Source organism: Bacillus sp. PK3-067 (assembly GCF_056738645.1).
This window is the reverse complement of sequence record NZ_CP096490.1, coordinates 4,148,936-4,175,824: the sequence shown is the minus strand read 5'-3', so window position 1 is coordinate 4,175,824 and position 26,889 is coordinate 4,148,936. Positions and strand designations below refer to the sequence as shown.

Below are 26,889 nucleotides of genomic sequence, written 5' to 3'. Positions count from 1 at the left end.
CGAACATATGATACAATAGTGTGGACAACGAAAAAGGAGGCGATACGGTGGGATATGTAGAAGAATTACGAAAAATAGTTGGTCATCGCCCTTTAATTTTAGTTGGTGCTGTTGTACTCATTATAAATGAAAATGGATATGTTTTATTGCAGCAGCGGACAGAGCCGTACGGAAAATGGGGGCTACCTGGCGGGCTAATGGAGCTTAGTGAATCACCAGAAGAAACAGCTTATCGTGAAGTATATGAAGAGACAGGAATAAAAGTGAAGAACTTGCGACTAATCAATGTATTTTCTGGAGCGAACTACTTTACAAAATTAGCAAACGGTGATGAATTTCAATCTGTAACAACCGCCTATTATACAGATGAATACGAAGGGGATTTTGTTATGAATAAAGAAGAAGCAGTTCAGCTTAAATTCTTTTCAGTAACAGAACTACCTGACTATATTGTAGGATCGCATAAAAAAATGATTGCTGAATATATGAAGATTATGGAAAAAAAGATATAATCATAGTGAAAGAAATACAAAAACACAGTTCTGGTTGGTAGTCCAGACGCATGATTTCATGTCAGTAACCTTCCCCTCCGGGATGTCCTGTATTTCTAATCTTTTAAAGGAGGGGCTGTCAATGGATTTGACAGTATATCACGATGGCCAATTTTTTGTTGGAATCATTACATGTAAAGAACAAGGGAAATTGTATGGGGCGAGGTATATTTTTGGGGCGGAACCGTCAGATGAAGAAGTGCTTATGTTTGTGAATGGTTCACTTTTAGAGCATTTTCAGCACTTTGCAAAATGTGGTGTAGAAGTTAAAGAAAAACAGCGTCCTAAAAACATAAAGCGTATCATACGACAAGCAGCAAAAGAAATAAATATTAAACGTTTTACTAAGGCGCAAGAGGCGATTAGTTTATCTTATGAATTGCATAAACAAGAAAAGAAAGTGCAGTCTAAAGAGAAGCGAGAAGCTGAAAAAGAAAGAAGACGTTTAATGAAAGTACAAAAAACAAAGCAAAAACATCGTGGTCATTAAAGAAAAGGTGTTAGAGCAAGAGCTCTAACACCTTTTCTATACTTAAATACAAGTAAACTTACTTGTATTTCATAAACATTAACTGGTAAGATACAAATAGGTAGTTTTAGAGGAGGGAAAAGAGTGATTAATTTTAACTTTTTTATGAATGATGTTGTCCGCCAAGCGCGTGAAGAGATTGTCTCTGCTGGATATACAGAATTGACGACGCCAGAAGCGGTAGAAGAAGCGTTTAAAAGAAATGGAACAACACTTGTAATGGTAAACTCTGTATGTGGTTGTGCAGGTGGTATTGCTCGTCCTGCTGCTGCGCATTCCGTACATTATGATAAACGTCCTAACCACCTTGTAACGGTGTTTGCAGGTCAAGATAAAGAAGCGACAGCAAGAGCGCGTGAATATTTCGAAGGGTACCCACCTTCTTCTCCATCATTTGCTTTATTAAAAGATGGAAAAATTGTAACGATGGTAGAGCGTCATGAAATTGAAGGTCATGAACCGATGCAAGTTATTGCGAAACTACAATCATATTTTGAAGAGAATTGTGAAGAACTATAAAAAATAAGAGAAAAGGCGGCACGTCCACAATCAAGTGGATGTGCCGCCTTTTTTATTTATTATTAAAATTTATGGAATATGCATAGTTGTGTTATTTTATGCATCGTTTTATACATAAAAAATAGCATTTATATTGTTTTGTTATTTATTTTTATTTTATATATTGCATAAAAATAAAAGTGCTGATACAATACAAACATCGAATAAATATTCTATTAAACTTTTAAATATACATCATTAGGGGGAAGAAAGATGAAGAAATTAGTATCAATATCGTTTGCACTTATTTTAATTGTAAGTATATTCAGCGCTTGTAGTAATGGGGAATCGAAAGAAACAAAAGGAAATAAAAAGGTACTCGTAATGGGAACTTCAGCAGATTATAAACCTTATGAATATGTAGATGCGTCAAAGAGCGATGAAATTATCGGCTTTGATGTTGATGTTGCTAAATATATCGGAAAAGAACTTGGGTATGAAGTGAAAGTGAAAGATATGGATTTTGGTGGTTTATTAGCATCTCTTAGTTCAGGAAAAGTTGATTTCGTAATGGCAGGCATGACGCCAACTGCAGAGCGTAAAAATAATGTTGATTTTACAGATATTTATTTTGTTGCGAAAAATATGATCGTTTCTAAAAAGGATTCTAACATTAAATCTGTAGAGGATTTAAAAGGGAAAAAAGTAGGAGTACAAACAGGGTCTATTCAAGAAGAGAAAGCAGCAGAATTTAAAAAACAAGTAGATTTCCAGGTTGAGGGACGTGACCGTATACCAGAAATCGTACAAGAAATTAAAGCTGGTCGTTTTGACGCTGCAATTATAGAAGACACAGTTGCTAAAAATTATTTAGAGAAAATGAAAGATTTACAAGGAGTTGAAATTAAAGAAGCGCCAGAAGAAGTTGGAGCAGCAATTGCCCTTCCGAAAAACAGTGATAAAACAGCTGAATTTAATAAAGTAATTAAAAAAATGCAAGAAAATGGAGAAATGGATAAATTAGTGAAGAAATGGTTTGGCAGCGGAAAATAAGCTGCCTTTCACTTTTCTGTGAGGGGAATGAAAAGAATGAACTTAGATTTTTCGGCGATTACGCCTTCGATACCATATATACTAAAAGGTTTAGAAGTTACTTTGAAAATTGTAGCAGTATCAGCTTTAGCAGGATTTATTTTAGGAACGCTATTAGCACTTTGTAAAATTGCTAGAATACGAGCATTAAATATAGCAGCAGATTTTTATACATCAATTTTTCGTGGTACACCCCTTGTATTGCAATTAATGATTATTTATTTCGGTGTCCCGCAAATAATTGGTTATGAAATACCAGCATTCTTAGCTGCTGTACTTGCATTTAGCTTGAATTCAGGTGCATACATGTCAGAAGTAATTCGTGCTGGTATTCAAGCGGTGGATAAAGGACAAACAGAAGCAGCAATGGCTTTAGGGGTACCATACGGAAAAATGATGAGAAATATTATTTTCCCTCAAGCATTAAAAAATATATTACCAGCGCTTGTGAACGAATTTGCGACACTTACGAAAGAATCGGCTGTAGTAACAGTAATAGGCGCGACTGATTTAATGCGTCGTGCTTACATCGTAGGCGGTGAGACATTTAAATATCTTGAACCATTACTTTTTGTTGGACTGATTTATTATATGTTAGTCATTATTCTTACATTAGTCGGGAAGGCAATTGAAGGGAGAATGAAGAAAAGTGATTAAAATTGAAAACCTTCATAAATCATTTGGTAAAAACGAAGTATTAAAAGGAATTACAACAACGATTGAAAAAGGGGAAGTAGTTGCAATTATAGGACCTTCTGGATCAGGAAAATCAACATTTTTACGTTGTATGAATATGTTAGAAGCACCAACGGATGGTCACATTTGGATTGGAACGGAAGAAGTAACGAATCCGAAAACGAATGTTATGCATGTTCGTGAAAATGTCGGTATGGTATTTCAACATTTTCACTTATTTCCTCATATGACTGTATTAGAAAATATTACGTATGCTCCTACCAATGTAAAAGGGGTAACGAAGCAAGAAGCTGAAAAGAAAGCTGAGAAACTTTTAGAAAAGGTTGGACTAGTAGATAAAAAAGATACGTATCCAAATCGTCTTTCGGGAGGACAAAAGCAACGTGTAGCAATTGCAAGAGCGTTAGCAATGGAACCCGAAGTTATGTTATTTGATGAACCGACATCGGCGCTAGATCCAGAGATGGTGAAAGAAGTGTTAGAAGTTATGAAATCGTTAGTTACGACAGGAATGACGATGGCTATCGTTACACATGAAATGGGCTTTGCAAAAGAAGTGGCAGATCGTGTTCTTTTCTTAGACGGAGGAAAGCTTGTAGAAGATAGTGCGCCAGCAGAATTTTTTGCAGCACCGAAAAGTGAACGTGCGCAACAATTTTTACAAAAAATATTGTAATATGAAAAGGTTATGTGAATAATAAGTAGAAAAGGATGACATTGTGTCATCCTTTTTTTATACTAGCTGTAAATACGTTTATACATATAGGAGTAATGATATGTTTAAAATTGGATACCGTACAGTAAAAACAGCAATAGGGACAGGCGCGGCAGTTTTTATTGCTCAGTTATTAGGGTTGGAATTTTATAGTTCAGCAGGTATTTTAGTTATTTTATGTGTACAAAATACGAAGCGCAAATCGCTTCAAGTGTCGTTACATCGTTTTCTAGCTTGTGTATTATCAATGGTATTCGCGTTTTGTATTTTTGAAACGATCGGCTATACACCACTTGCAATTAGCATATTGTTACTTACATTTATTCCGACTGCAGTAATGCTTAAAATTCAAGAAGGCATTGTCACGAGTTCAGTTATTGTTATGCATCTATATTCATTGAAGCAAATTACATGGCTTATAGTTGGAAATGAAATTGCTATATTAACGATAGGGATTAGCGTGGCGTTATTAGTAAATATGTATATGCCGAGTAGTGAAAATAAGCTAAAAGAGTATCAGGATAAAATAGAGAGCAATTTTAAAACGATTTTGTTTGAAATGGTTGTGTATTTACGAAATCGAGAAAGTAGTTGGAGTGGGGCAGAACTCATTGAAACCGAGAATATGTTAAATGAAGCAAGAGATTTATCGTTTAAAAAACTTGAGAATGCATTTATGCGAGAAGATGATTATTACTATCGTTATTTTAATATGCGTATGCAACAATTCGAAATTTTAGAGCGAATGATACCACTAGCAGCTTCTTTATCATGGACATATGAACAAGCTGATATGATTGCAGATGTTGTTGAAAACATTGGTAATGCTATTAGCCCTGAGAGTACTGGCGTTATTTCCTTAAGGCAGCTTCAAGAAATGAGGGGATTATTTAGAGACATGCCATTACCAGCTACACGCGAAGAATTTGAGATACGTGCGAAACTTGTTCAACTTGTGTATGAAATGGAACAATATTTACTCATTAAAAGTCGCTTTAAGGGAAAGGATAATATAAAAGAACTTATATAGAAGGTAGGAATTATCTATGCCGTATCTTCTCTCTATCATATTATGTCTTTCTTTATCGCCGATTTGGCCTCTTGGGGATAATCCACGTGCCGGAGATCCTTTTATTATTGTAAATAAAGCAACGAATAAATTAGCTTACATTGACGATGGAAAGATTCAAAAGGTTTTTCCAGTAGCGACAGGGAAAACGAATGAATTAACTCCAGAAGGAACTTTTGATGTTGTAATGAAAGCGAAGGATCCGTATTATATTGCGAAGGATATTCCAGGTGGGTCGCCAAAAAATCCACTTGGGTCAAGGTGGATTGGATTTAATGCAAGAGGAACTGATGGAAGTAAATATGGAATACATGGAACAAACCAACCGAGTTCAATTGGAAAGTATATTTCACAAGGGTGTATAAGAATGAAGAAAAACGATGTGGAATATTTGTTTGATCGCATTCCAATTGGAACGAAAGTATGGATTGTGAAATCGAAAAAATCATTTCAGCAATTGGCAAAAGAAAAAGGAGCCGTTGCATATGAAAAAGCCAACGAAAAGGTTGGCTTTTTCTATTATAATAAGTTGTCTTGACATGTGTACATAACCGTGCGTTAATGAGAATATAGAAAGATAAAATTAGATAAAGGGGTTGCTCATATGTACTTGAATCCAAAACTTTCGTATATGCAGTTTTTTATGGGATTTCTATTTGTTATTACATTCATATTGGCAACTTTTAATATATGTTCTTATCTTGTAGCGATTGTATGTATGGCATTACTTAATCTAACTTTTGTTATTGGAGCATTTCAGCAGAAACAATATACAAGTTTTGTAATAGCACTTGTAATGTCATTTTCCTTTAGTATTGTAGCGATTGTGTTTTATATAAAATAAACCATCTCGATGTCGAGATGGTTTATTTTGTCATGTGTAAAAAGTAAAAAAAGGACGAACACATCGCCCTTTTTACCAAAACATACTCGCGCCAGCAAGTAATGTTGTTACAAGCATAGAAATCAGCATCACATAAACCATAACTTTTTGAGCTTTTTTATGCATCGTTATACCTCCTTGCAAATCAGTACAATTTCATTGTAACGAGAAATGAAATTATGGACAAGGGGAGAGTGAGGACAAAATTCGGGAGGGGATTGCAAAATATAACAGGAAATTTGAGTGTGTATAGAGAATATAGTAAAAGGGTATATTGTTAATTTTTAGTTGGGCAAGCTGAAGAATGGAGATACGATGATGAAAATATACGAAACAGATCGTTTATACTTAAGGGAAATTGATGAGTCGTATGCTGAAACAGTTCTTCAATATTACGACAGAAATCGTGAATTTTTAAAAGCTTGGGAAGAGTATAGACCGGATGATTTTTTTACGCTAGATTATCAAAAGAAAAAGTTGCAAAAGGATAGAAAAGAGTTCGAAGAAGGGAAAATCATCAGACTATGGATTTTTAAAAAGGGTGATGATACGAAAATAATTGGGTGTATTTCATTTAATTTAATCGTTCGTGGCATTTATCAATCTTGTGTACTCAGTTATAAATTAGATAAAGCAGAGTTAAACAAAGGGTATACGACAGAAGCGCTTAGAAAAGCAATTCAAGTTGCTTTTGGGGAATTTCAGTTACATCGTATAGAAGCTCCGATTATGCCGCGTAATTTAGCATCTATACAAGTAGTAACGAAGATAGGTTTTCAATATGAAGGCGTGTCTAGGAAGATGTTAATGGTAAATGGCGTGTGGGAAGATCATATGCGCTGGGTATTGTTAAATGAGTAATAGAAAGCAGATGGTTATCTAGACATGTAAACCATCTGCTTTTTGTCTTGTATTTCGAAACTTTTGCGAAATTCTGTTATAATTAATAGTGTTACATACATAATGGTAGTGCAGGAGGCGCAGTCTTATGATTAATCAAGAACGTTTAGTAAATGAATTTATGGAATTAGTACAAGTAGATTCTGAAACGAAATTTGAAGCAGAAATCTGCAAAGTATTAACGAAGAAATTTACAGATTTAGGTGTAGAAGTATTTGAAGATGACACAATGGCTGTAACTGGTCATGGTGCAGGTAACTTAATTTGTACTTTACCAGCAACAAAAGATGGTGTTGATACAATTTACTTTACTTCTCATATGGATACAGTAGTTCCTGGTAATGGAATTAAGCCTTCTATTAAAGATGGATATATCGTATCAGATGGTACAACAATTTTAGGTGCGGATGATAAAGCTGGATTAGCATCAATGTTCGAAGCAATCCGTGTTTTAAAAGAGAAAAATATCCCTCATGGTAAAATAGAATTTATTATTACAGTCGGAGAAGAATCAGGTCTTGTTGGTGCAAAAGCATTAGACCGTGAGCGTATTACAGCGAAATATGGCTACGCATTAGATAGCGATGGAAAAGTTGGTGAAATCGTTGTTGCAGCTCCAACACAAGCGAAAGTGAACGCAATTATTCGCGGGAAAACAGCTCACGCTGGTGTAGCGCCGGAGAAAGGTGTATCTGCAATTACTATCGCAGCGAAAGCAATTGCGAAGATGCCACTTGGTCGCATTGACTCTGAAACGACTGCAAATATTGGACGTTTTGAAGGTGGTACACAAACGAATATCGTTTGCGATCATGTACAAATCTTTGCAGAAGCTCGTTCTTTAATTAATGAGAAAATGGAAGCACAAGTTGCGAAAATGAAAGAAGCATTTGAAACAACTGCAAAAGAAATGGGCGGTCATGCAGACGTTGAAGTAAACGTTATGTACCCAGGATTTAAATTTGCTGATGGCGATCACGTTGTAGAAGTTGCAAAACGTGCAGCTGAAAAAATTGGTCGTACACCTTCTCTTCACCAAAGTGGTGGCGGAAGTGATGCAAACGTAATTGCAGGACATGGTATCCCAACAGTTAACTTAGCGGTTGGTTATGAAGAAATTCATACAACAAACGAGAAGATTCCTGTTGAAGAATTAGCAAAAACAGCAGAATTAGTTGTTGCAATTATTGAAGAAGTAGCGAAGTAATGGAATAGAAAAAGCGTGTAAATCAATTATGATTTACACGCTTTTTATTTTGATTCGATTGCTTTGACAAGACGTATAAGCGAATATAAGAAAAACTATGGAAGTATATACGTTGTTGCTACATGTACTAGACGAGGGAATAACCTTAACGTATTCATATTGAAAATCGGAAGTAGTAAATAATTAATTGCAATGATTAATATAACTACAAGGAATGTATAGTTGAGTTTATCCCGCTATTTGCCGGACAGTAAGACCCCTACCTCAAAATTCAGCGAAAGTAAAGAAGTTAGGTGGGGGCCCTGCTGCCCGTAAAAGTCCGATTAGTGAGAGTTGATTAAAGTTTCGATTTATATCGATTATAAAAAAGAACAAGTAATTATTATAACTATTGTGCAAAATTTGATATAATAAAAGAACGAACGTTCTGATTAGGGAGTGAGTACTATGCGAGAAATGTATCCGAAAAATGGTCGTGTTATTTTACATGTAGATATGAATTGCTTTTTCGCATCTGTTGAAATTGCTCATGATCCATCATTACAAGGAAAGCCATTAGCGGTTGCTGGAAATGAAAAAGAGAGAAAAGGAATTATTATAACATGTAGTTATGAGGCGAGAGAATACGGAATACGTACGACGATGCCCCTTTGGGAAGCGAAAAGGTTATGCCCGCAATTAGTTGTAAGGCGTCCTAATTTCACATTATATCGCGAAGCTTCATTTCAAATGTTTCAAGTCCTTTCTCGTTTTACAGAAAAGATACAACCAGTCTCAATAGATGAAGGATATTTAGATATTACAGATTGCTACGCACTTGGTTCGCCTCTTGAAATAGCAAAGATGATTCAACAAGCACTATTAACAGAGTTGCAGCTTCCGTGTAGTATCGGAATCGCTCCAAATCTTTTCCTAGCAAAAACAGCTTCTGATATGAAAAAACCTCTCGGTATTACCGTACTTCGAAAACGTGATATTCCAGAAATGATTTGGCCACTTTCAGTTGAAGCAATGCATGGGATTGGAGAAAAAACAGCTGAAAAATTAAATGAAATTCATATACATACAATTGAACAGTTAGCGAAGGGAGACGAGCATATCATTCGCGCTAAAATTGGCAAGCACGGTATTGATTTACAAAAGCGTGCAAAAGGTACGGATGATAGGGAAGTGGATCCGAGTCAAATGGGCCAACATAAAAGTGTCGGTAACTCGATGACTTTTTCAAAGGATATGGATGAAGAGAAAGAATTACTTGATATGTTAGAACGGTTATCAAAATCAGTGAGTAAAAGATTACAAAAGCGAACCCTTGTCAGCTATAATATTCAAATTATGATTAAATACCATGATAGGCGAACAGTAACACGGAGTAAGCAATTGAAAAATGCAATTTGGGAAGAACGCGATATTTTTCAAGCAGCATCCCGTTTATGGAAGCAACATTGGGATGGTGATTCCGTTCGTTTACTAGGTGTTACAGCTACTGAAATAGAGTGGAAGACAGAATCGGTGAAACAATTAGATTTATTTTCATTTGAAGAGGATGCGAAAAAAGAACCACTACTTGCTGTCATTGATCAAATTAACGATAAGTATGGAACACCGATTTTACAACGAGGTAGTCAACTACTACGTAAGCAAGAGAAGTCGTTTCAACAAAAGTTAGAAAATAAGTTTATGTAGAAGGTGTCATGAAGTAGTAAAATCATGACACCTTTCCTAGTTAACTCGCTTCTAAATTTAAAGAAGTCTTCCATCCAGCTCCAGTAACGCCAGATTCTAATAGCATTCTACTTACTATTTTTTCAATTAAGATAGCCGCATTTGTCTTGCAATGTAATGTAGCCTGTATACACACCTTTTGATTAGAATCTACGTCTTCACTATACAACTCTTTTAAACCGATTCCTTCTGTACTTACCATATGCATAAGTAAAAAACGAATATGTGCTTCATTTTCTTCTGAACAAGTAAGGGAAAGTAAGTAGTTCGTTTGTTCTGGTGATTCTTCTTTTGATTTTTTATTCATAAAAAGAGCAATTGGGCGAAGAAGTATATTTGCTAGTAACACGCCGGCTGCACCTAATATAGCTGCAACGAGGAAACCGGCGCCTGTAAGAGTACCGACAGCAGCTGCACACCATAAAGTAGCTGCTGTATTTAGCCCTCTAATACTAAAACCATCGCGGATAATAACGCCACCCCCTAAAAATCCAATACCACTAACGACTTGAGCAGCAATGCGGGATGGGCTAGCATCATGATCAAGCATGACGGATAATAAAACAAATATACAGGCACCAAGTGATACGAGAGCATTTGTCCGTAACCCAGCCATTCGGTGTCTCCATTGTCTTTCCATTCCAATGCAAGCTCCTACAATAATTGCTATAACTAACCTGAATACAATGTCGTACCATACCATCATGGTCACCTCCATATATAATATGTGTTATGTTTTTTAGAATGAGCGGGGGATACCCACTCATTCTTATTTTTACAACCAGCTATGAAACTTTTTAATATAAAGCTTTTTCAGGAATTGTGTTAAAAAAGCGTAGCCTAATAGTATTCCTACTAACCAAGGGAAATAGTTAAGTGGCAATGCTTGTAAACCAACGGCTGCACCAAGTGGTGAGAATGGAATATAAATCCCGATTGCCATAATAAGAGCGGTTAATAAAACGACTGGTGTTGATGCAGTGCTTTGAATAAATGGAATCTTTTGTGTTCTTATCATGTGAACAATTAAAGTTTGTGTTAACAACCCAACGACAAACCAACCGGACTGGAATAATGATTGCTCGCTCGGTGTATTTGCACCAAATACATTCCACATGACTACGTATGTGATAATATCAAATATAGAACTAATTGGGCCGATACAAATAATGAAGTTTCGTAAGTTTGCAGTATCCCATTTTCGTGGTTTTTCTAGAAACTCTTTATCCATTTTGTCCCATGGAATAGAAAGTTGTGAAATATCATAAAGTAAGTTTTGAATTAAAAGATGAATGGCAAGCATCGGTAAAAAAGGAATGAAAGCACTTGCTACTAACACGCTAAACACATTACCGAAGTTAGAGCTAGCTGTCATCTTAATATATTTTAAAATATTTCCGAATGTAGTACGTCCTTCTAAAATCCCTGCTTCTAATATAGTTAAACTTTTTTCGAGTAGAATAATATCGGAAGCTTCTTTCGCAATATCAGTAGCAGTATCAACAGATATTCCGACATCAGCTTCACGTAATGCTACAGCATCGTTAATGCCGTCTCCCATGTAACCTACAGTGTATCCATTTCCTTGTAATGCGTGTATAATACGAGATTTTTGCATGGGATTAAGCTTCGCAAATACAGTCGTTTCTTCGGCAAGTTTTGCTAATGCTTTATCTGGTAAAGAATCAATCTCGTAACCGAGGATTGGTTCGCAGATATCTAATCCAACTTCTTTACAAACCTTTCTTGTAACAATTTCGTTATCGCCAGTTAAAATTTTCACTTGTACACCATGTTTTTGTAATGCTTGAATTGCAGCTGCTGCAGATGGTTTCGGTGGATCTAAAAAGCCGATATATCCAGCGAGAATCATATCAGTTTCGTCTTTTACTGCGTACTCTGTATCATTTATTCTTCTATCTTTTTTATAAGCCACAGCAATAACCCGCATACCTTCACTATTTAGTGTCTCACTTATTTTTTTGACATTTGAACGTATTTCCTCGGTGAGTGGAACGATTTTTTCATCCACTTCAGTGTAGTTACAAATTGATAAAATTTCTTCTACGGCACCTTTACAAACCATTGTATGTTCACCTGAAATATCCTTTACGATGACTGACATACGCCGGCGGGCGAAATCGAATGGAATTTCATCTAGCTTTTGAAAAGCTGATGGATTAAATGTATTGTTTTCCTCTGTATGCTTAATAACAGCTTTATCTATTAAATTTTTCAATCCAGTTTGATAGAAACTATTTAAATAGGCAAATTGCAAGACGCGATTGCATTCATTTCCCTTGGGATCTAAGTGACGAACAAGGACAACTTTATCTTCTGTTAAAGTTCCGGTTTTATCTGTACAAAGAATGTTCATAGCACCTAAGTTTTGAATAGAATTTAGCTGTTTTACAATTACTTTTTGTTTAGACATTTTAACGGCACCTTTAGCTAAATTAGCAGTTACAATCATTGGTAACATTTCAGGTGTAAGGCCAACAGCGACGGCAATAGCGAAGAAGAAAGCTTCTTGCCAATCACCTTTTGTGAATCCATTAATGAGAAGGACAATAGGTGCCATAATAAGCATGAATGTAATTAAGAGCCAGCTTACTTTGTTTACACCTTTATCAAAGCTTGTTTCTACACGCTTTCCAATTACCTTATTGGCTAAAGAGCCGAAATACGTATCGGTACTTGTTGAGATGACAACAGCTTTTGCGCTACCACTTACAATATTTGTTCCCATGAAACAAAGGTTTTCCATATCGAGTGGATTGTAATTTTTTTTCATGTTTGTCGGTAAGATATGCTTATTTTCTGTATGGTAGCAGTGTTCGTATTTTTCTACAGGAAGTGCTTCCCCTGTTAAAGAAGATTGATTAACAAATAAATCTTTAGCGGATACAATACGCACATCAGCTGGAATGATATCACCGGCTGAAAGGGAAATGATATCGCCAGGTACAAGTTCCTCAATTGGAATTTCTGTTGTGTAATTTCGATTTAAATTCGTTACATTTTTTGTTTCATGTACAAATCCATTTATTCTAAATACGCTTGCAGTTGTTCGAACCATAGCTTTTAACTTATCGGCAGCTTTTTGAGAACGAAATTCTTGGGAAAACCGAATTGTTGCACTAAGTAGTACCATTGCAGATACGACAATTGTTCCTTGCATATCATCCGTGAAAAAGGAGAGTGCTCCAAGAGCTAATAAAACGAAAATAAATGGATTTTTAAATGCCAACAGAAATTGAATGTACCACGGCGCCATTTTATTATGAGCTATTTCGTTCGGACCATATAAAGAAAGTCTACGAGACGCTTCTTGTTTAGATAATCCATCTTGTGTTGTTTCTAAAAGTTTTAACGCAGAGCTTACATCTTGTGTTGCAACCTCCACTAATAATTCGTTATTTGTTTTCATGCTATCTTGCTCATAAGCATGCTTTGTTTCTTGTCTTTGTAAATTAAACATCGGTAGTTCCTCCTCTGTCATGAAGGAGGAAACAATCTGTTACCTAACTATTTGAAATGGTGAGGAACAGTTTCTTTCCTACCTACATGATGAAATATGAATGTAAAACGTATGGGTATCTGGGCCGAATCATCAATTGCCAACTGTTCCTCACCTCCGTACAATTTAGTAGTTTCTGAATATGCTATGTTTGTTTCATAGTAAGGTGCATATAGACGTAAAAAGACCTTTACTCAAAACGAGTAAAGGTCTGAATTCGCAGCTAAAAGAGTCCACAACAAAGACTGTTAGTAGACATAAATAAAAACAGTTTTTGTGTATGACAAAATACATGCACCTCTCCCTCGTTGAGTTTTAGCACTGTATAGCATAGGTACTGAAACCAGCTACATTAAAAAAGGCCTTCATTCCGACCTTTCCTGTTGACCCATTGGCGTCTCTCGACATTTTTGGGCAGCAGCGTTTCTCTATACAGGAGCCTCACCTAACAGAGACCATATTCAATTACATGTTGAATGTTAGCACTGTAAAATTGTAGTGTCAATATCTTTTTTATCTGTGTTTTTAAAATATTAAACGGATTTATAATAGATATGTGGGATGAAATGTATGATATTGATTATAAATAATATGAAAAATAAATATTTTTATAAAAGGGGAATTTGTAATGGGACCACAAAATTTTATTATAAATATTGAGAATCAAAAGTGGTTGTTTAATGAGCAGGAAGATTTATGTTCTCACGGGGAAATTTATTTAAATGTGGATGGAACGATTATTACACAAACAGGTATGGATGAGGAATGGGGAATAAGTGAATCAGCTTTAGCTCTGTTACGAACTTTAGATAAAGAATATATTTGTGATATTGAAAATGAAGAGGGGCTTATTTTGCACGGATGTGGCACTATGCTCATGTTAGGATGCCCAATTTCAATTCATTGGACTATAAACCATATAGGTGAAAATGTGGTTTTAAAGGATTTTGTCAAAGTTATTTCTACTGATCAAAAGGCTATATACTATGAAGGGCTTCATATAGAAGTAAATGAAAATGAATATAGAAAACAAATTGTTTCTTTTGCACTACAAGCAAAAGAATTATTTAATAAATCAAGTGAAAAGATAATTTCAAATGAGTTTGAGCGAAGTATGTATACCGACTTTTGGACGGAATATAATCATTTGCTAAATAAGTATAAATAAAAAAGCACTGTAACCAGTGCTTTTTTATTATAGATTACGAGATTGTAGGGTTTTCAAAAATAACAATCTCTGAACTGTTTGTAGTTGAAACGCGTTGGGCGTAATATGTTAAAGCTGAAGAAATATATGCTGGTAACGTATCATTTGTATGTGATGTTGTATATTCATGGATTAATTCCTTTAAAGTTGTCCATTCTAATTGTGCTGGGTGATCAGACACGAAAGAACTTACCCAGCGATCAAATGAAGATGAAAAATCAGTTTGTAAACGAAATACTTCTTTCATAATAAAACGCTCCCTTAAAATGTAGTATAATCATTTTAACACAAAACACGAACGATAGCTAAATTTTTTGAGTATAACGTTCGTGTTATATAGTTGTCTAGATGTTTGGTTATGTAAATTCAATTTGCCATTTGAAATAACATTCCGTAAGATGAGAGATAGAGTATATTTAGAGCTGGAGGAAAGAAAGTGGAATTTGTATTTTTAGGAACTGGTGCAGGTGTTCCTTCAAAAGGAAGGAACGTTTCAGCAATTGCTTTACAATTGTTAGAAGAACGAGGACAAACTTGGTTATTTGATTGTGGCGAGGCCACGCAACATCAAATATTACATACATCTGTACGTCCGCGCCGCATTGAAAAAATATTTATTACGCATTTACATGGCGATCATATTTTTGGATTGCCTGGTTTATTAGGTAGCCGTTCATTTCAAGGAGGAACTACGCCTTTAACGGTGTATGGACCGAAAGGAATTAAACAATTTATTGAAGTGGCATTATCGGTAAGTACGACACATGTGAAATATCCACTTGAAGTTGTGGAGATAACAGAAGAAGGTACCGTATTTGAAGATAATGAATTTTATGTAGAAACGAAAAGATTGTCACACGGTATAGAATGCTTTGGATATCGTATTGTAGAGAAAGATATACAAGGTGCTCTTTTAGTTGATAAGTTGCTTGAGATGGGTGTGAAACCAGGTCCAATCTTTAAACGTTTAAAAGATGGTGAAGTAGTTGAATTAGAGGATGGCACGATATTAAATGGAAATGAGTTTATCGGCCCACCTCAAAAAGGAAGAATTATTACTATCTTAGGTGATACGCGATATTGCGAAGCGAGTAGGGAGCTTGCGCAAGATGCAGATGTACTTGTCCATGAAGCGACTTTCGCAGCAGAAGATGAGCAACAAGCGTATGATTATTTTCATTCTACATCTAAGCAAGCTGCGAGCATTGCACTTCAGGCAAATGCGAAGCGACTAATATTAACTCACATTAGTTCTCGTTATCAAGGAGATACATATAAGGAATTATTGAAAGAGGCTAGAGAGTTGTTTTCTAATACAGAAATAGCGACAGATTTGAAATCATTCCCAGTAGAAAAATAATAATTTTGTAAAAAATGGTAACGGCGGGTTACCATTTTTTTATGTCTAAAAAAATTTAAAAATAAAACTGTTATTATTTTATACTTATACTTGGATGGTACAGAAAATTAGAATGGTTTGAATATATACGATAAAAATACGAAATAATGATTATTTAGAAAAACTGTTATATAAGTCAGATGACATACAAGTGATACAAATAGCAGAAATGGAATTTTATTCAGAACTTTTAAAATTCAACAAAAGTAAGCGTTTTATAAAAAACAAGCTATAATGAGGGCAGATTATAATTTATGATAAGTCGCATGTATTTTAGTCATTATCGTAACAAGTGAAGTTGACTAAATCATGAGAGAGTAACACGAGAATTATAATAGGAAAGATATTACTATTATTTGTCATAAGTCTTTTTCACTTTTTAGCTAAACGATATGATTAGCAAGTGTAGCTATTGCGAGTTCCTTAGTAGAAGCTTTTTATTAATAAGGTGGTGGAGATTTAATTGGTACACCACTCTTTAAAAGAGTTCAGAACATCAGCAGGTAGTCTAGGCGGAATAGCGGGTGCAAATTTAGTTGCATTAGCAATGGTTATATCACTTGTTTATGCTATGCTTGCAATGGCTTCTGTGTTAAACTTTGGATTGCTACCAGACTTTATTCTGGATCATCTTGTATCATTTTTAAATGAAAATAATGCTAAGATTCTTATGTAGTATGATAACTGGTATTATTTCAGGTTATATTGGATTACTTTTATTCAAAAACTATCCAATTCGTACAGCAGAACAAATTCGTGGTACAACTGGAAAAGCGACAGATGTAGCAACTTAATAGAATAGTAGAATAAATTTTTTCATAGAGGTTTAGGGGGAGTTATGATGAAGTATCGCTCAGTATTTGATATTATCGGTCCAGTTATGATTGGACCATCAAGTTCACATACAGCAGGCGCGGCAAGAATGGGGCAAGTTGCTCGCCAGCTGTTTCGTCATGAACCAGAAAGAGTAAGCATTTCGTTATATGGATCATTTGCAAAGACGTATCGAGGGCATGGTACGGATGTAGCACTAATCGGTGGAATATTAGGATTTGAAACAGATGACTTACGTATTCCAGAGGCGCTAGAAATAGCAAAAGAGCGCGAAATTGAAGTGGAATTCATTGAAGAAGATGCCAATGCACCTCATCCAAATACAGCGAGAATTCGTTTGTATAAAGGTGAAGATGAAATTGAAGTTGTTGCTTGCTCAATTGGTGGCGGTAAAATTGAAGTTGTAGAATTAAACGGATTCGATCTTCAATTATCAGGCACGAGCCCAGCACTACTTATTGTAAATAACGATCGCTTCGGTGCTATTGCAGCGGTAGCTTCAATCCTTGCGAAACATGAGATTAACATTAGTACAATGAGTGTTTCTCGTAAAGAAAAAGGAAGAAGAGCGCTTATGGTCATTGAAACAGATGAATTATTAGCAGATGAAGTAATTGAAGAAATAAAAGCGCAACAAAATATTTGTCAAGTAACTATTATGGAATAATTGCAGGGGGGACACACCATGTTTCGGAACGCAGCGGAACTAGTGGCGCAAGCTAAAGAACAAAATGTAAAAATCGCAGAAATTATGATTCAATGTGAAATGGAAACAAGAAGTATTTCACGTGAAGAAGTAATTGCTGGTATGGAAAAGAACTTAGTCGTGATGGAGCAAGCAGTAGAACGTGGTATTCGCGGCGTGAAATCACCAACTGGTTTAACTGGTGGAGATGCTGTAAAAGTTCAAGCGTATATGAAGAGCGGAAAAGGCTTATCTGGAGATACGATTTTGGATGCAGTAAGCAAAGCTGTTGCAACAAATGAAGTAAACGCAGCGATGGGAATTATTTGTGCAACACCAACAGCAGGTTCTGCTGGAACAGTGCCAGGTGTACTATTTGCACTAAGAGAAAAATTGCAGCCTACACGTGAAGAAATGATTGAATTCTTATTTACAGCAGGAGCTTTCGGTATGGTTGTTGCGAATAACGCTTGTATTTCTGGTGCAGCGGGAGGATGCCAAGCTGAAGTTGGTTCAGCAAGTGGAATGGCGGCTGCAGCCGCAGTTGAGATGGCTGGTGGAACACAAGATCAAGCAGCTACAGCGATGGCAATTTCATTAAAGAACATGCTTGGTTTAGTGTGTGATCCTGTTGCAGGACTTGTAGAAGTACCTTGTGTAAAACGTAATGCAGCAGGAGCTGCGAATGCGATGATTTCAGCAGATTTAGCATTAGCTGGTGTAACGAGTACAATTCCATGTGATGAAGTAATTGAGGCAATGTTTAGAATCGGACAAACGATGCCAGTAGCACTTCGTGAAACAGCAGAAGGTGGACTTGCAGCAACGCCGACTGGTCGTCGCCTGCAAGAAGAGATTTTTGGGAAGAACAATAACTAAGTGTAATTATAGAAAAAGGAGCTCAAATAAACTTGAGCTCCTTTTTCTATTTTTCTTTTGTTAGTTGTTCTAATGTTTTTCCAAGATTATGTGATCGTTTCGTTGCCTGTGTAATACAAGAAATAAGTGCTTGTTGAAATTTATGTTCTTGTAATACTTCAATACCTGCTTCGGTAGTTCCACCAGGAGAAGTAATTTCCTTTCTCAAAATAGAAGGGTGTTTGTCACTTGCTTTTAGCATTTCAGCAGCACCAATCATCGTTTGAAGAATAAGTGATTTTGCAACATCTTCTTTTAAACCGATTTTTTTTGCAGCTTCTTCCATAGCTTCCACTACGTAATAAATATAAGCAGGTCCACTTCCGGATAATGCAGTGACAGCATGCATATCTTCTTCCCCTACAACAGAGACGAGACCAATCGTTTCAAATAAAGATGTTGCAGTGCGAATATGCTCCGCTGTTGCATGTTTTGAAGGGGAGATAGCGGTAGCTGATTTTAAAATGGCTGCGGATGTATTTGGCATTGCACGAATAATTGGAACGTCTTTTTGAAGTAGTTTTCTAATTGAGTCAGTAGAAACACCTGCTAGTAATGAAATAATAAGCACGTTATTATTTATGTATTCTTTAAAAGGGGTAAGCGCCTCTGCAACATCCTTTGGTTTCATTGCTAGAAAAAGAATATTTGCATCAGTAAGTAATTCTTTTTTATTATGAGTACCTTTGACACCGTATTTTTTATGTAGCTCTTGTAATCTTGTCTCGTTAGAACGATTACTTACAGTAATTTGTTCACCTTTAACGACATTTGCATGTAACAAGCCACCAATAATAGCTTCGGCAATAGAGCCTGCACCGAGAAAGGAAATGTTTTGAATAGACATGATGTTCCTCCTTTAATTTTGGTTAGAAATTCTTATAAATGTACATACATTCGTTTTTTTATAGGAAACACCTCTTTTTATCTGAAAATAATGACAAATATATATAGAAGTTGTAAACTGAAGAAGTATTCATTTTTGAACCGGAAAGAGACAGGGGGGCTAAGCATGACGGCGATTCACCGAATGGAGATTCCTGTACCATTTGCAGTGGAAACTGTGAATGTGTTTTTAGTTGAGGGGGAGACATTAACATTAATTGATACAGGGACGAATACAGAAGAGGCAAGGAATGCGTTAGAAAGTCAATTAGGTGCATTAGGACATACGATAGAAGATATTGAAACAGTAGTCATTACGCATCATCATGCAGATCATTGTGGACTTTTAAATATATTTTCTGAGAAGACGAATATTATTGGACATCCTTGGAATGAGCCTTGGATTACACAAAATCCAGAATTTTTAAAGCGGTATCATGAATTTTTTAGAGAGACGGCCTTACAGTTTGGTGTGCCAGCAGCATTTTTGAAAGACGAGTCGTTATTGACGACGAGGACACTTAAATATTCTTGTAATAGATCGTTAACGCATACTGTGAGAGAAGGAGATCGTATTGATTCTTTGCCTGGATTTACAGTGCTTGAAACACCAGGTCATGCTTCTACTCATATTTCTTTATATAGAGAATCTGATGGAATATTAATTGGTGGAGATGCTCTCATTAGTCATATTTCTTCGAATCCAATACTAGAACCGCCATATGAAGGGCAAACAGAGCGGGCACGCCCATTACTACAATATAATCAAACATTACAGCGTTTAAGCGAAATGAATATTTCACGCATTTTATCAGGGCATGGGGAAGATGTTCTAAATGTGAAACAACTTATTGAAACGAGATTACAAAAGCAAGAAACACGTGCTTTTAAAGTGCTTGAGTTATTAAAGGAAAAACCAATGACAGCATTTGAAGTATGTGTAAAACTATTTCCGGTATTATATAAAGAACAATTACCACTTACTATTTCAGAAACGGTTGGACAATTGGACTATTTAGCATATAATCAACAAGTGATGATTGATGAGTCATCGCAACAATTGATTTATTATGCAAAGTAGGTGACAGCAATGACAGGACGTTTACAAAATAAAGTAATCGTCATTACAGGTGCTTCTAGTGGGATTGGTGAGCAAGTTGCAATGCAAGTTGCAGCACAGGGAGCGACTCCAGTATTAATGGCTCGAACAGAAGAGAAACTACAAGTGTTAGTAGACAAAATTAAAGAAACTTATAATACGCCTTGCTATTATTATGTATTAGATGTAAGTGAAGAGATGGAAGTACAGTCTGTTTTTTCAAAGGTATTACAAGAAGTGGGACGTATTGATATATTAGTAAACAATGCGGGATTTGGTATTTTTAAAACGTTTGAAGATGCGTCAATGGGTGAAGTAAAAGATATGTTCCAAGTAAATGTATTTGGATTAGTAGCATGTACGAAAGCGGTACTACCTTATATGGTAAACAAGAACGAAGGACATATTATTAATATTGCTTCACTTGCCGGAAAAATTGCAACTCCGAAATCAAGTGCGTATGCAGCAACGAAACATGCTGTATTAGGATTTACGAATAGTTTACGCATGGAATTAGCGAATACAGATATTTATGTTACAGCAATTAATCCAGGTCCGATAGATACAAACTTTTTTGAAATAGCGGATCAATCTGGTACATATGTAAAGAATATGGGACGTTACATGTTAAAACCAACATACGTAGCAGAACAAATTGTAAAGTCGATGCACACGAAAAAACGTGAAGTAAACTTACCGAAGTGGATGGGAATTGGTCCAAAACTTTATGCTTTATTCCCAGGTTTATTTGAACGTGTAGCAGGTAAATCATTAAGTAAAAAATAGGAGATTTCCACATGGAAATCTCCTATTTTTTATTGTTTTCCAGTCACATAATCATAAACAATATCCTCAATCTCCTCGTATAAATCAATTTCAATATTTGAATGAGTCACCGTTTGAATATGTTTCACTAGCATTTCCTGATCTTCTTTTGATATTGGACTGCATTGATATTGCTGAAAACTTTTTATAATCATTTTCTCAATTAATTTTTCGTTCATATTTTTTCCCGCCTGTATGTACGTATGTATTGTTTTATTGTACTTGAAGTGAAATAAAAAAACTACTATGCACTATTTTTGTATAAAAATTCGGTTGAGTATATTATTTTTCTAATAAAATTAAGTTTTTTTAGATTTAAAAATTTATAAATATTTAATTGACTCTATAAATATACAATATTATAATCATACTTAATTTAAAGAATCGATTTGAGGAGGAACTTATGAAAGTCGCAATTATTGGAGCCACTGGATATGGGGGCATTGAATTAATTCGTTTATTAGAACAACATCCATATTTTTCGATAGCATCTCTTCATTCTTTTTCGCAAGTTGGTGAGTGTATAACAAATGTATATCCGCATCTTCGAAATGTTCTCGTTCATACGTTACAAGAAATTGATGTGAAGACAATAGGGAAAGAAGCAGAAATCGTATTTCTAGCAACACCAGCAGGAGTATCGGCGGAGTTAACTCCCAAGTTATTAGCAGAAGGTTTAAAAGTAATTGACCTATCTGGAGACTTTCGTATGATAGATCCTTCGTCATATGAACTGTGGTATAAAAGGCCAGCAGCGAAAGAAGAAATTCTTAGAAAAGCAGTGTATGGGTTAAGTGAATGGAAAAGGACTGGGATTCAAAAGGCAAATTTAATTGCAAACCCAGGATGTTTTGCTACAGCCACATTGCTAGCGATAGCGCCGTTAGTACGTAGCGGCATGATTGAAGAAGATTCGATTATTATTGATGCGAAATCAGGGGTATCAGGAGCAGGTAAAACACCAACAACAATGACTCACTTTCCTGAGCTATATGATAACTTGCACATTTATAAAGTGAATGAGCATCAGCACGTTCCAGAGATTGAGCAAATGCTTACAGAATGGAATAATGGATCACAGCCAATTACATTTAGCACACATTTAATACCGATATCACGAGGAATTATGATTACACTTTATGCAAAAGTAAAACAAAAGATGGAAATAAAGCAACTTCAAAAATTGTATGAAGAAACGTATGAACAATCGCCTTTCATCCGAATTTGTACGCAAGGGAAATTTCCAAGTCCAAAAGAAGTGAGAGGCTCAAATTATTGTGATATTGGCATAGCTTACGATGAAAGAACTGAAAGAGTTACGGTCGTTTCTGTTATAGACAATATGATGAAAGGCGCGGCTGGGCAAGCGATTCAAAATGCAAACATAATAGCGGGACTAGAAGAGACAACAGGTTTACAACATATGCCGCTTTATCTATAAGGGGGACATGATGATTAAAGTAGCGTCTATTACAAAATTAGAAAATGGTTCAATTGTAACGCCTAAAGGCTTTTCGGCAATTGGTACTGTAAATGGTCTGAAAAAGGAGAAAAAGGATTTAGGGGCAATCGTTTGTGACGTACCAGCATCATGTGCCGCTGTGTATACAACGAATCAAATACAAGCAGCCCCTTTGCAAGTAACAAAGGATAGTATAACGGCAGAAGGGAAGTTACAAGCAATTATCGTTAATAGTGGAAATGCAAATGCTTGTACTGGAATGCAAGGATTACAAGACGCATACGAGATGCGCGCGTTAGGGGCGGAACATTTTGGAGTGAAAGAAAATTACGTTGCAGTAGCTTCAACAGGTGTAATTGGTGTTCCACTGCCGATGGATATAATCCGAAAGGGGATTGCAACTCTTATACCGACGAAGGAAGAAAGTGGAGCGTATTCTTTTTCTGAAGCAATTTTAACGACGGATCTTATCACGAAAGAAACTTGCTATGAAATGATTATTGATGGGAAGAAAGTGGCGATTGCGGGTGTTGCAAAGGGTTCAGGGATGATTCATCCGAATATGGCAACGATGCTTAGTTTTATTACGACAGATGCTCATATAGAGCATGACGTATTGCAAACAGCATTATCCCAAATTACGAATCATACATTTAATCAAATTACGGTAGATGGAGATACTTCTACGAATGATATGGTCATCGTTATGGCAAGTGGATTATCAGAAACAAGCCCGATAAATATGGAACATACAGATTGGGAAACTTTCGTATGTGCTTTACAGAAGGTATGTGAAGATTTAGCAAAAAAAATTGCGCAAGATGGTGAAGGCGCTACGAAGTTAATAGAAGTAAATGTGCTAGGAGCTCAAACGAATGAAGAGGCAAAAAAAATTGCAAAGCAAATAGTCGGTTCGAGTCTTGTGAAAACAGCAATACATGGTGAAGACCCAAACTGGGGGCGAATTATTAGCAGTATTGGACAAAGTGAAGTAGTTATTAATCCGAACACAATTGACATTACTCTTCAATCTATATCGGTATTAAAAAATAGTGAGCCTCAAATATTTTCTGAAGAAGAAATGAAAGAGAGATTACAAGAAGATGAAATAGTCATTAATGTGTACTTACACTTAGGTGAAGAGACAGGATCAGCTTGGGGCTGTGACTTAAGCTATGAATATGTGAAAATAAATGCTTGTTATCGTACATAAGGAGAGAGAAGATGAGCGATTATATTGTAGTGAAATGCGGCGGTAGTATGTTGAATCAATTAAATGATGTGTTTTTTGAATGTATAAAGAAATTGCAACAGAAGTATAAAGTAGTGATTGTTCATGGTGGTGGACCAGAAATTGATGCCAAATTAAAAGATTGTAACATCAACGTAGAAAAAAGAGATGGATTACGGATAACACCAAAAGAAGTTATGGATGTTGTTCAAATGGTGCTATGCGGAAGTACGAATAAAAAATTCGTAATGAATTTACAAAAGCATAATTTACTTGCTGTAGGTTGTTCAGGGTGTGACGGCAATTTACTTCAAGTTCAACCTGTCAGCGAGGAGATAGGATATGTGGGAGAAGTAAGTTATGTAGAAACAGCCTTATTAAAAGGATTAATAAATATGGGGTATATTCCTGTTATTGCTCCAATCGGGGTAAATGGTAATGAAATTTATAACATAAATGCGGACAATGCTGCAGCTGGGATTGCGGCTGCGTTAGGGGCAAAAGAGCTGATTTTTATTACGGATGTAGATGGAATATTACATGAAGGGAATTTGGTAAAGGAAACGGATGAATCTGAAATTGCTACTTTTATAGAAACAGGTGTTATTACAGGTGGGATGATTCCGAAAGTACAGGCGGCACTAGCATCATTAAAAATGGGAGTGCAAAAGATAAGTATTGTGAATGGTACAAAAGATTTTACTGAGGTTACGGGAGAGTGTATTGGAACGACGGTAATGAAAGGCGTGAGTATTGCATGACGAGTCATCTTTTTCAAACGTATGGCAGAAGAACTATTGAGTTTGTAAAGGGAACTGGAACGAAAGTTATTGATAATAACGGTAAGGAATATTTAGATTTCACATCAGGAATTGGCGTATGTAATTTAGGACATTGTCACCCTACTGTTCTCAAAGGTGTACAAGATCAACTTGATGATATATGGCATATATCTAACCTGTTTACAAACAGCTTACAAGAAGAAGTTGCGTCATTATTAACAGAAAATAGAGCATTAGATTATGTGTTTTTCTGTAATAGTGGGGCAGAGGCAAATGAAGCGGCTTTAAAGTTAGCACGTAAGCATACTGGAAAATCTCTCGTCGTAACATGCCAGCAGTCTTTTCACGGTAGAACATTTGGAACGATGAGTGCAACAGGCCAAGATAAGGTAAAAGAAGGATTTGGTCCATTACTTCCATCTTTTTTACATATCCCTTTTAATGATATTAAAGCATTAGAGGAAGTAATGAATGAAGAAGTTGCGGCGGTAATGGTAGAAGTTGTTCAAGGAGAGGGAGGAGTAATACCTGCCGATCTATCTTTTTTGAAAGAGATTGAAACATTATGTAATAAGTTCGGTTCCTTATTTATTATAGACGAAGTACAAACGGGGATAGGAAGAACTGGAACACTATTCGCTTATGAACAAGTGCGAATAGAGCCTGATATCGTTACCGTTGCAAAGGCACTTGGGAATGGGGTTCCTGTCGGAGCGATGATTGGCCGGAAAGAGCTCGGAACGTCGTTTACTGCAGGATCACACGGTTCAACTTTTGGCGGGAATTACATCGCGATGGCTGCAGCGAAAGAAGTATTGCAAGTGAGTAAAAAACCATCGTTTTTAAAAGAAGTACAAGAAAAGGGCGAGTACGTATTAGAGAAGTTGCAAGAGGAATTACAGCATGTCGAATGTATTCAAAATATACGTGGTAAGGGGCTTATGATTGGGATTGAGTGTAAGCATGAAGTTGCAAGTTTTATAGAACAACTAGAAAACGAAGGGCTTCTCGTATTACAAGCAGGCCCTAATGTTATAAGACTATTACCGCCACTCATTGTCACGAATGAAGAGTTAGAACAGGCAGTATATATAATAAAAAAAGTAGTTTGTACAAAAAACGTATCAATCATATAAGGGGGAAGTTTCATGTCAACTGTACAAGTACCGAAATTAAATACGAAAGATCTTTTAACACTAGAAGAATTAACGAAAGAAGAAATTATTTCTTTAATTGAGTTCGCTATATATTTAAAAAAGAATAAGCAAGAGCCTTTATTACAAGGCAAAATATTAGGGCTTATTTTTGATAAGCATTCAACTCGTACTCGTGTATCTTTTGAAGCGGGAATGGTACAACTCGGGGGACATGGTATGTTTTTAAGTGGAAAAGAGATGCAAATGGGAAGAGGAGAAACTGTTTCAGATACTGCGAAAGTATTATCGCAGTATATTGACGGGATTATGATACGTACATTCTCGCACGCGGATGTAGAAGAGCTTGCAAAAGAATCAAGTATTCCTGTTATTAACGGTTTAACGGATGATCATCATCCTTGTCAAGCATTGGCAGACCTCATGACGATATATGAAGAAACAAATACATTTAAAGGAATAAAATTGGCTTACGTAGGTGACGGAAATAATGTATGTCATTCATTGTTGCTAGCGAGTGCAAAAGTCGGAATGCATATGACTGTTGCAACGCCTGTAGGATATGAACCGAATGAAGAGATTGTAAAAAAAGCGTTAGCGATTGCCAAGGAAACAGGAGTTGAAATTGAAGTTTTGCATGATCCTGAATTAGCGGTGAATGAAGCTGATTTCATTTATACTGACGTTTGGATGAGCATGGGGCAAGAGGGCGAAGAAGAGAAATATACTTTATTTCATCCATACCAAATCAATAACGAACTTGCTAAGCATGCGAAGCAAACATATCGTTTCTTACACTGTTTACCTGCCCATCGTGAAGAAGAAGTAACAGGAGAAATTATAGATGGACCACATTCTATCGTCTTTGAGCAAGCTGGTAATCGATTGCATGCTCAAAAAGCGTTATTAGTGAGTTTATTTAAAAATGTAGAAGAGCCTTCCTAAAAGGGAGGTTTTTTTATATTAAAATGTCATATGTATATTTAGTTAACCATTTCGATATCATTTATAATAAAAGAGAAA

General features: G+C 35.9%; 30 protein-coding genes and 1 riboswitch. Of the genes, 24 read left to right on the top strand and 6 right to left on the bottom strand.

What is annotated here, in order from left to right; genetic code table 11:
• The first annotated feature begins 47 nt into the window (after positions 1-47).
• The 9 genes from M1D73_RS21405 to M1D73_RS21365 all read left to right on the top strand — a co-directional run bounded on the left by M1D73_RS21405 (position 48) and on the right by M1D73_RS21365 (position 5,994).
• Positions 48-512, top strand: coding sequence for an NUDIX hydrolase (locus tag M1D73_RS21405; protein ID WP_000542536.1), 465 nt, complete (start codon positions 48-50; stop codon positions 510-512).
• Between the two features lie 121 nt (positions 513-633).
• Positions 634-1,041, top strand: a complete 408-nt coding sequence (locus M1D73_RS21400; RefSeq protein ID WP_000366601.1) for a YjdF family protein — start codon at positions 634-636, stop codon at positions 1,039-1,041.
• A 144-nt stretch (positions 1,042-1,185) separates the two neighbouring features.
• The gene (locus M1D73_RS21395) at positions 1,186-1,599 is read left to right on the top strand and encodes a BrxA/BrxB family bacilliredoxin (protein ID WP_001979317.1); all 414 of its coding nucleotides are present in this window, start codon (positions 1,186-1,188) and stop codon (positions 1,597-1,599) included.
• Positions 1,600-1,851: 252 nt separating this feature from the next.
• Positions 1,852-2,631, top strand: a complete 780-nt coding sequence (locus M1D73_RS21390; RefSeq protein ID WP_000737672.1) for a transporter substrate-binding domain-containing protein — start codon at positions 1,852-1,854, stop codon at positions 2,629-2,631.
• Between the two features lie 36 nt (positions 2,632-2,667).
• Entirely contained in the window at positions 2,668-3,327 is a 660-nt protein-coding gene (locus M1D73_RS21385; protein WP_001046916.1) for an amino acid ABC transporter permease, read from the top strand.
• Positions 3,320-4,042, top strand: a complete 723-nt coding sequence (locus M1D73_RS21380) for an amino acid ABC transporter ATP-binding protein (RefSeq protein WP_000590205.1) — start codon at positions 3,320-3,322, stop codon at positions 4,040-4,042. Before M1D73_RS21385 ends, M1D73_RS21380 begins: the two co-directional genes overlap by 8 nt.
• Positions 4,043-4,142: 100 nt before the next feature.
• Complete coding sequence (locus M1D73_RS21375; protein ID WP_000472673.1) at positions 4,143-5,111, top strand: aromatic acid exporter family protein; 969 nt, start codon at positions 4,143-4,145, stop codon at positions 5,109-5,111.
• Between the two features lie 16 nt (positions 5,112-5,127).
• Entirely contained in the window at positions 5,128-5,688 is a 561-nt protein-coding gene (locus M1D73_RS21370; protein ID WP_001146566.1) for a L,D-transpeptidase, read from the top strand.
• Positions 5,689-5,754: 66 nt separating this feature from the next.
• On the top strand, positions 5,755-5,994 hold the full coding sequence (locus M1D73_RS21365) for a DUF3894 domain-containing protein (protein WP_000281167.1): 240 nt from the start codon (positions 5,755-5,757) through the stop codon (positions 5,992-5,994).
• A gap of 72 nt (positions 5,995-6,066) precedes the next feature.
• Here M1D73_RS21365 and prli42 read toward each other — a convergent pair whose 3' ends face one another.
• Positions 6,067-6,159 carry a stressosome-associated protein Prli42 gene (gene prli42 / locus M1D73_RS21360; RefSeq protein WP_000549040.1) on the bottom strand — a complete coding sequence of 31 codons (93 nt, stop codon included), beginning with the start codon at positions 6,157-6,159 and terminating at the stop codon, positions 6,067-6,069.
• Between the two features lie 189 nt (positions 6,160-6,348).
• Here prli42 and M1D73_RS21355 point away from each other — a divergent pair, with 189 nt between their 5' ends.
• The 3 genes from M1D73_RS21355 (at position 6,349) to M1D73_RS21345 (ending at position 9,826) form a co-directional block, all read left to right on the top strand.
• Complete coding sequence (locus M1D73_RS21355; protein ID WP_001987197.1) at positions 6,349-6,894, top strand: GNAT family N-acetyltransferase; 546 nt, start codon at positions 6,349-6,351, stop codon at positions 6,892-6,894.
• A 127-nt stretch (positions 6,895-7,021) separates the two neighbouring features.
• Positions 7,022-8,140 carry a tripeptidase T gene (locus tag M1D73_RS21350; RefSeq protein WP_000609803.1) on the top strand — a complete coding sequence of 373 codons (1,119 nt, stop codon included), beginning with the start codon at positions 7,022-7,024 and terminating at the stop codon, positions 8,138-8,140.
• 447 nt (positions 8,141-8,587) lie between these two features.
• On the top strand, positions 8,588-9,826 hold the full coding sequence (locus M1D73_RS21345) for a DNA polymerase IV (protein ID WP_001208858.1): 1,239 nt from the start codon (positions 8,588-8,590) through the stop codon (positions 9,824-9,826).
• Between the two features lie 40 nt (positions 9,827-9,866).
• Here M1D73_RS21345 and M1D73_RS21340 read toward each other — a convergent pair whose 3' ends face one another.
• Both M1D73_RS21340 and mgtA read right to left on the bottom strand, forming a co-directional pair.
• Positions 9,867-10,568, bottom strand: a complete 702-nt coding sequence (locus M1D73_RS21340; RefSeq protein WP_000262342.1) for an MgtC/SapB family protein — start codon at positions 10,566-10,568, stop codon at positions 9,867-9,869.
• Positions 10,569-10,640: 72 nt separating this feature from the next.
• Positions 10,641-13,346, bottom strand: a complete 2,706-nt coding sequence (mgtA, locus tag M1D73_RS21335; protein WP_025686743.1) for a magnesium-translocating P-type ATPase — start codon at positions 13,344-13,346, stop codon at positions 10,641-10,643.
• A 331-nt stretch (positions 13,347-13,677) separates the two neighbouring features.
• Positions 13,678-13,845: riboswitch (M-box (ykoK) riboswitch) on the bottom strand.
• Positions 13,846-14,013: 168 nt separating this feature from the next.
• On the opposite strand from mgtA, the gene M1D73_RS21330 reads away from it, so the two are divergent.
• Positions 14,014-14,553: a hypothetical protein gene (locus M1D73_RS21330; RefSeq protein WP_000529166.1), complete on the top strand. Its 540-nt coding sequence runs from the start codon at positions 14,014-14,016 to the stop codon at positions 14,551-14,553.
• A 34-nt stretch (positions 14,554-14,587) separates the two neighbouring features.
• Here M1D73_RS21330 and M1D73_RS21325 read toward each other — a convergent pair whose 3' ends face one another.
• Positions 14,588-14,839, bottom strand: coding sequence for a DUF3932 family protein (locus M1D73_RS21325; protein WP_000665709.1), 252 nt, complete (start codon positions 14,837-14,839; stop codon positions 14,588-14,590).
• Positions 14,840-15,028: 189 nt separating this feature from the next.
• Here M1D73_RS21325 and rnz point away from each other — a divergent pair, with 189 nt between their 5' ends.
• The 4 genes from rnz to sdaAA all read left to right on the top strand — a co-directional run bounded on the left by rnz (position 15,029) and on the right by sdaAA (position 18,389).
• A complete protein-coding gene (rnz, locus tag M1D73_RS21320; RefSeq protein WP_000397455.1) occupies positions 15,029-15,952 on the top strand; it encodes a ribonuclease Z in 924 nt (307 codons plus the stop codon).
• Between the two features lie 502 nt (positions 15,953-16,454).
• Positions 16,455-16,667 (top strand): hypothetical protein, encoded by a 213-nt coding sequence (locus M1D73_RS21315; RefSeq protein WP_000233385.1) that lies wholly within the window; start codon positions 16,455-16,457, stop codon positions 16,665-16,667.
• Between the two features lie 165 nt (positions 16,668-16,832).
• Complete coding sequence (gene sdaAB / locus M1D73_RS21310; RefSeq protein WP_000877445.1) at positions 16,833-17,492, top strand: L-serine ammonia-lyase, iron-sulfur-dependent subunit beta; 660 nt, start codon at positions 16,833-16,835, stop codon at positions 17,490-17,492.
• 18 nt (positions 17,493-17,510) lie between these two features.
• Complete coding sequence (sdaAA, locus tag M1D73_RS21305; protein ID WP_000489461.1) at positions 17,511-18,389, top strand: L-serine ammonia-lyase, iron-sulfur-dependent, subunit alpha; 879 nt, start codon at positions 17,511-17,513, stop codon at positions 18,387-18,389.
• A 46-nt stretch (positions 18,390-18,435) separates the two neighbouring features.
• Here sdaAA and proI read toward each other — a convergent pair whose 3' ends face one another.
• On the bottom strand, positions 18,436-19,275 hold the full coding sequence (gene proI, locus M1D73_RS21300) for a pyrroline-5-carboxylate reductase ProI (RefSeq protein ID WP_121868067.1): 840 nt from the start codon (positions 19,273-19,275) through the stop codon (positions 18,436-18,438).
• A 165-nt stretch (positions 19,276-19,440) separates the two neighbouring features.
• On the opposite strand from proI, the gene M1D73_RS21295 reads away from it, so the two are divergent.
• Both M1D73_RS21295 and M1D73_RS21290 read left to right on the top strand, forming a co-directional pair.
• Positions 19,441-20,394, top strand: coding sequence for an MBL fold metallo-hydrolase (locus tag M1D73_RS21295; RefSeq protein WP_000125119.1), 954 nt, complete (start codon positions 19,441-19,443; stop codon positions 20,392-20,394).
• A 9-nt stretch (positions 20,395-20,403) separates the two neighbouring features.
• Positions 20,404-21,198, top strand: a complete 795-nt coding sequence (locus tag M1D73_RS21290; protein WP_000147797.1) for an SDR family NAD(P)-dependent oxidoreductase — start codon at positions 20,404-20,406, stop codon at positions 21,196-21,198.
• Between the two features lie 29 nt (positions 21,199-21,227).
• Here M1D73_RS21290 and M1D73_RS21285 read toward each other — a convergent pair whose 3' ends face one another.
• Complete coding sequence (locus M1D73_RS21285) at positions 21,228-21,416, bottom strand: YqzH family protein (RefSeq protein ID WP_001003222.1); 189 nt, start codon at positions 21,414-21,416, stop codon at positions 21,228-21,230.
• A gap of 224 nt (positions 21,417-21,640) precedes the next feature.
• Here M1D73_RS21285 and argC point away from each other — a divergent pair, with 224 nt between their 5' ends.
• Genes argC through argF form a run of 5 tightly spaced genes read left to right on the top strand, consistent with a single transcriptional unit; the run spans position 21,641 to position 26,811 of the window.
• On the top strand, positions 21,641-22,678 hold the full coding sequence (gene argC / locus M1D73_RS21280) for an N-acetyl-gamma-glutamyl-phosphate reductase (protein ID WP_000861256.1): 1,038 nt from the start codon (positions 21,641-21,643) through the stop codon (positions 22,676-22,678).
• Between the two features lie 10 nt (positions 22,679-22,688).
• A complete protein-coding gene (gene argJ / locus M1D73_RS21275) occupies positions 22,689-23,912 on the top strand; it encodes a bifunctional glutamate N-acetyltransferase/amino-acid acetyltransferase ArgJ (protein ID WP_121868066.1) in 1,224 nt (407 codons plus the stop codon).
• An 11-nt stretch (positions 23,913-23,923) separates the two neighbouring features.
• The gene (gene argB, locus M1D73_RS21270) at positions 23,924-24,691 is read left to right on the top strand and encodes an acetylglutamate kinase (protein WP_086401308.1); all 768 of its coding nucleotides are present in this window, start codon (positions 23,924-23,926) and stop codon (positions 24,689-24,691) included.
• Positions 24,688-25,848, top strand: coding sequence for an acetylornithine transaminase (locus tag M1D73_RS21265; RefSeq protein ID WP_000200549.1), 1,161 nt, complete (start codon positions 24,688-24,690; stop codon positions 25,846-25,848). The genes argB and M1D73_RS21265 overlap by 4 nt, the downstream gene beginning before the upstream one ends.
• A gap of 12 nt (positions 25,849-25,860) precedes the next feature.
• On the top strand, positions 25,861-26,811 hold the full coding sequence (gene argF, locus M1D73_RS21260) for an ornithine carbamoyltransferase (protein ID WP_071741161.1): 951 nt from the start codon (positions 25,861-25,863) through the stop codon (positions 26,809-26,811).
• Positions 26,812-26,889 lie beyond the last annotated feature (78 nt).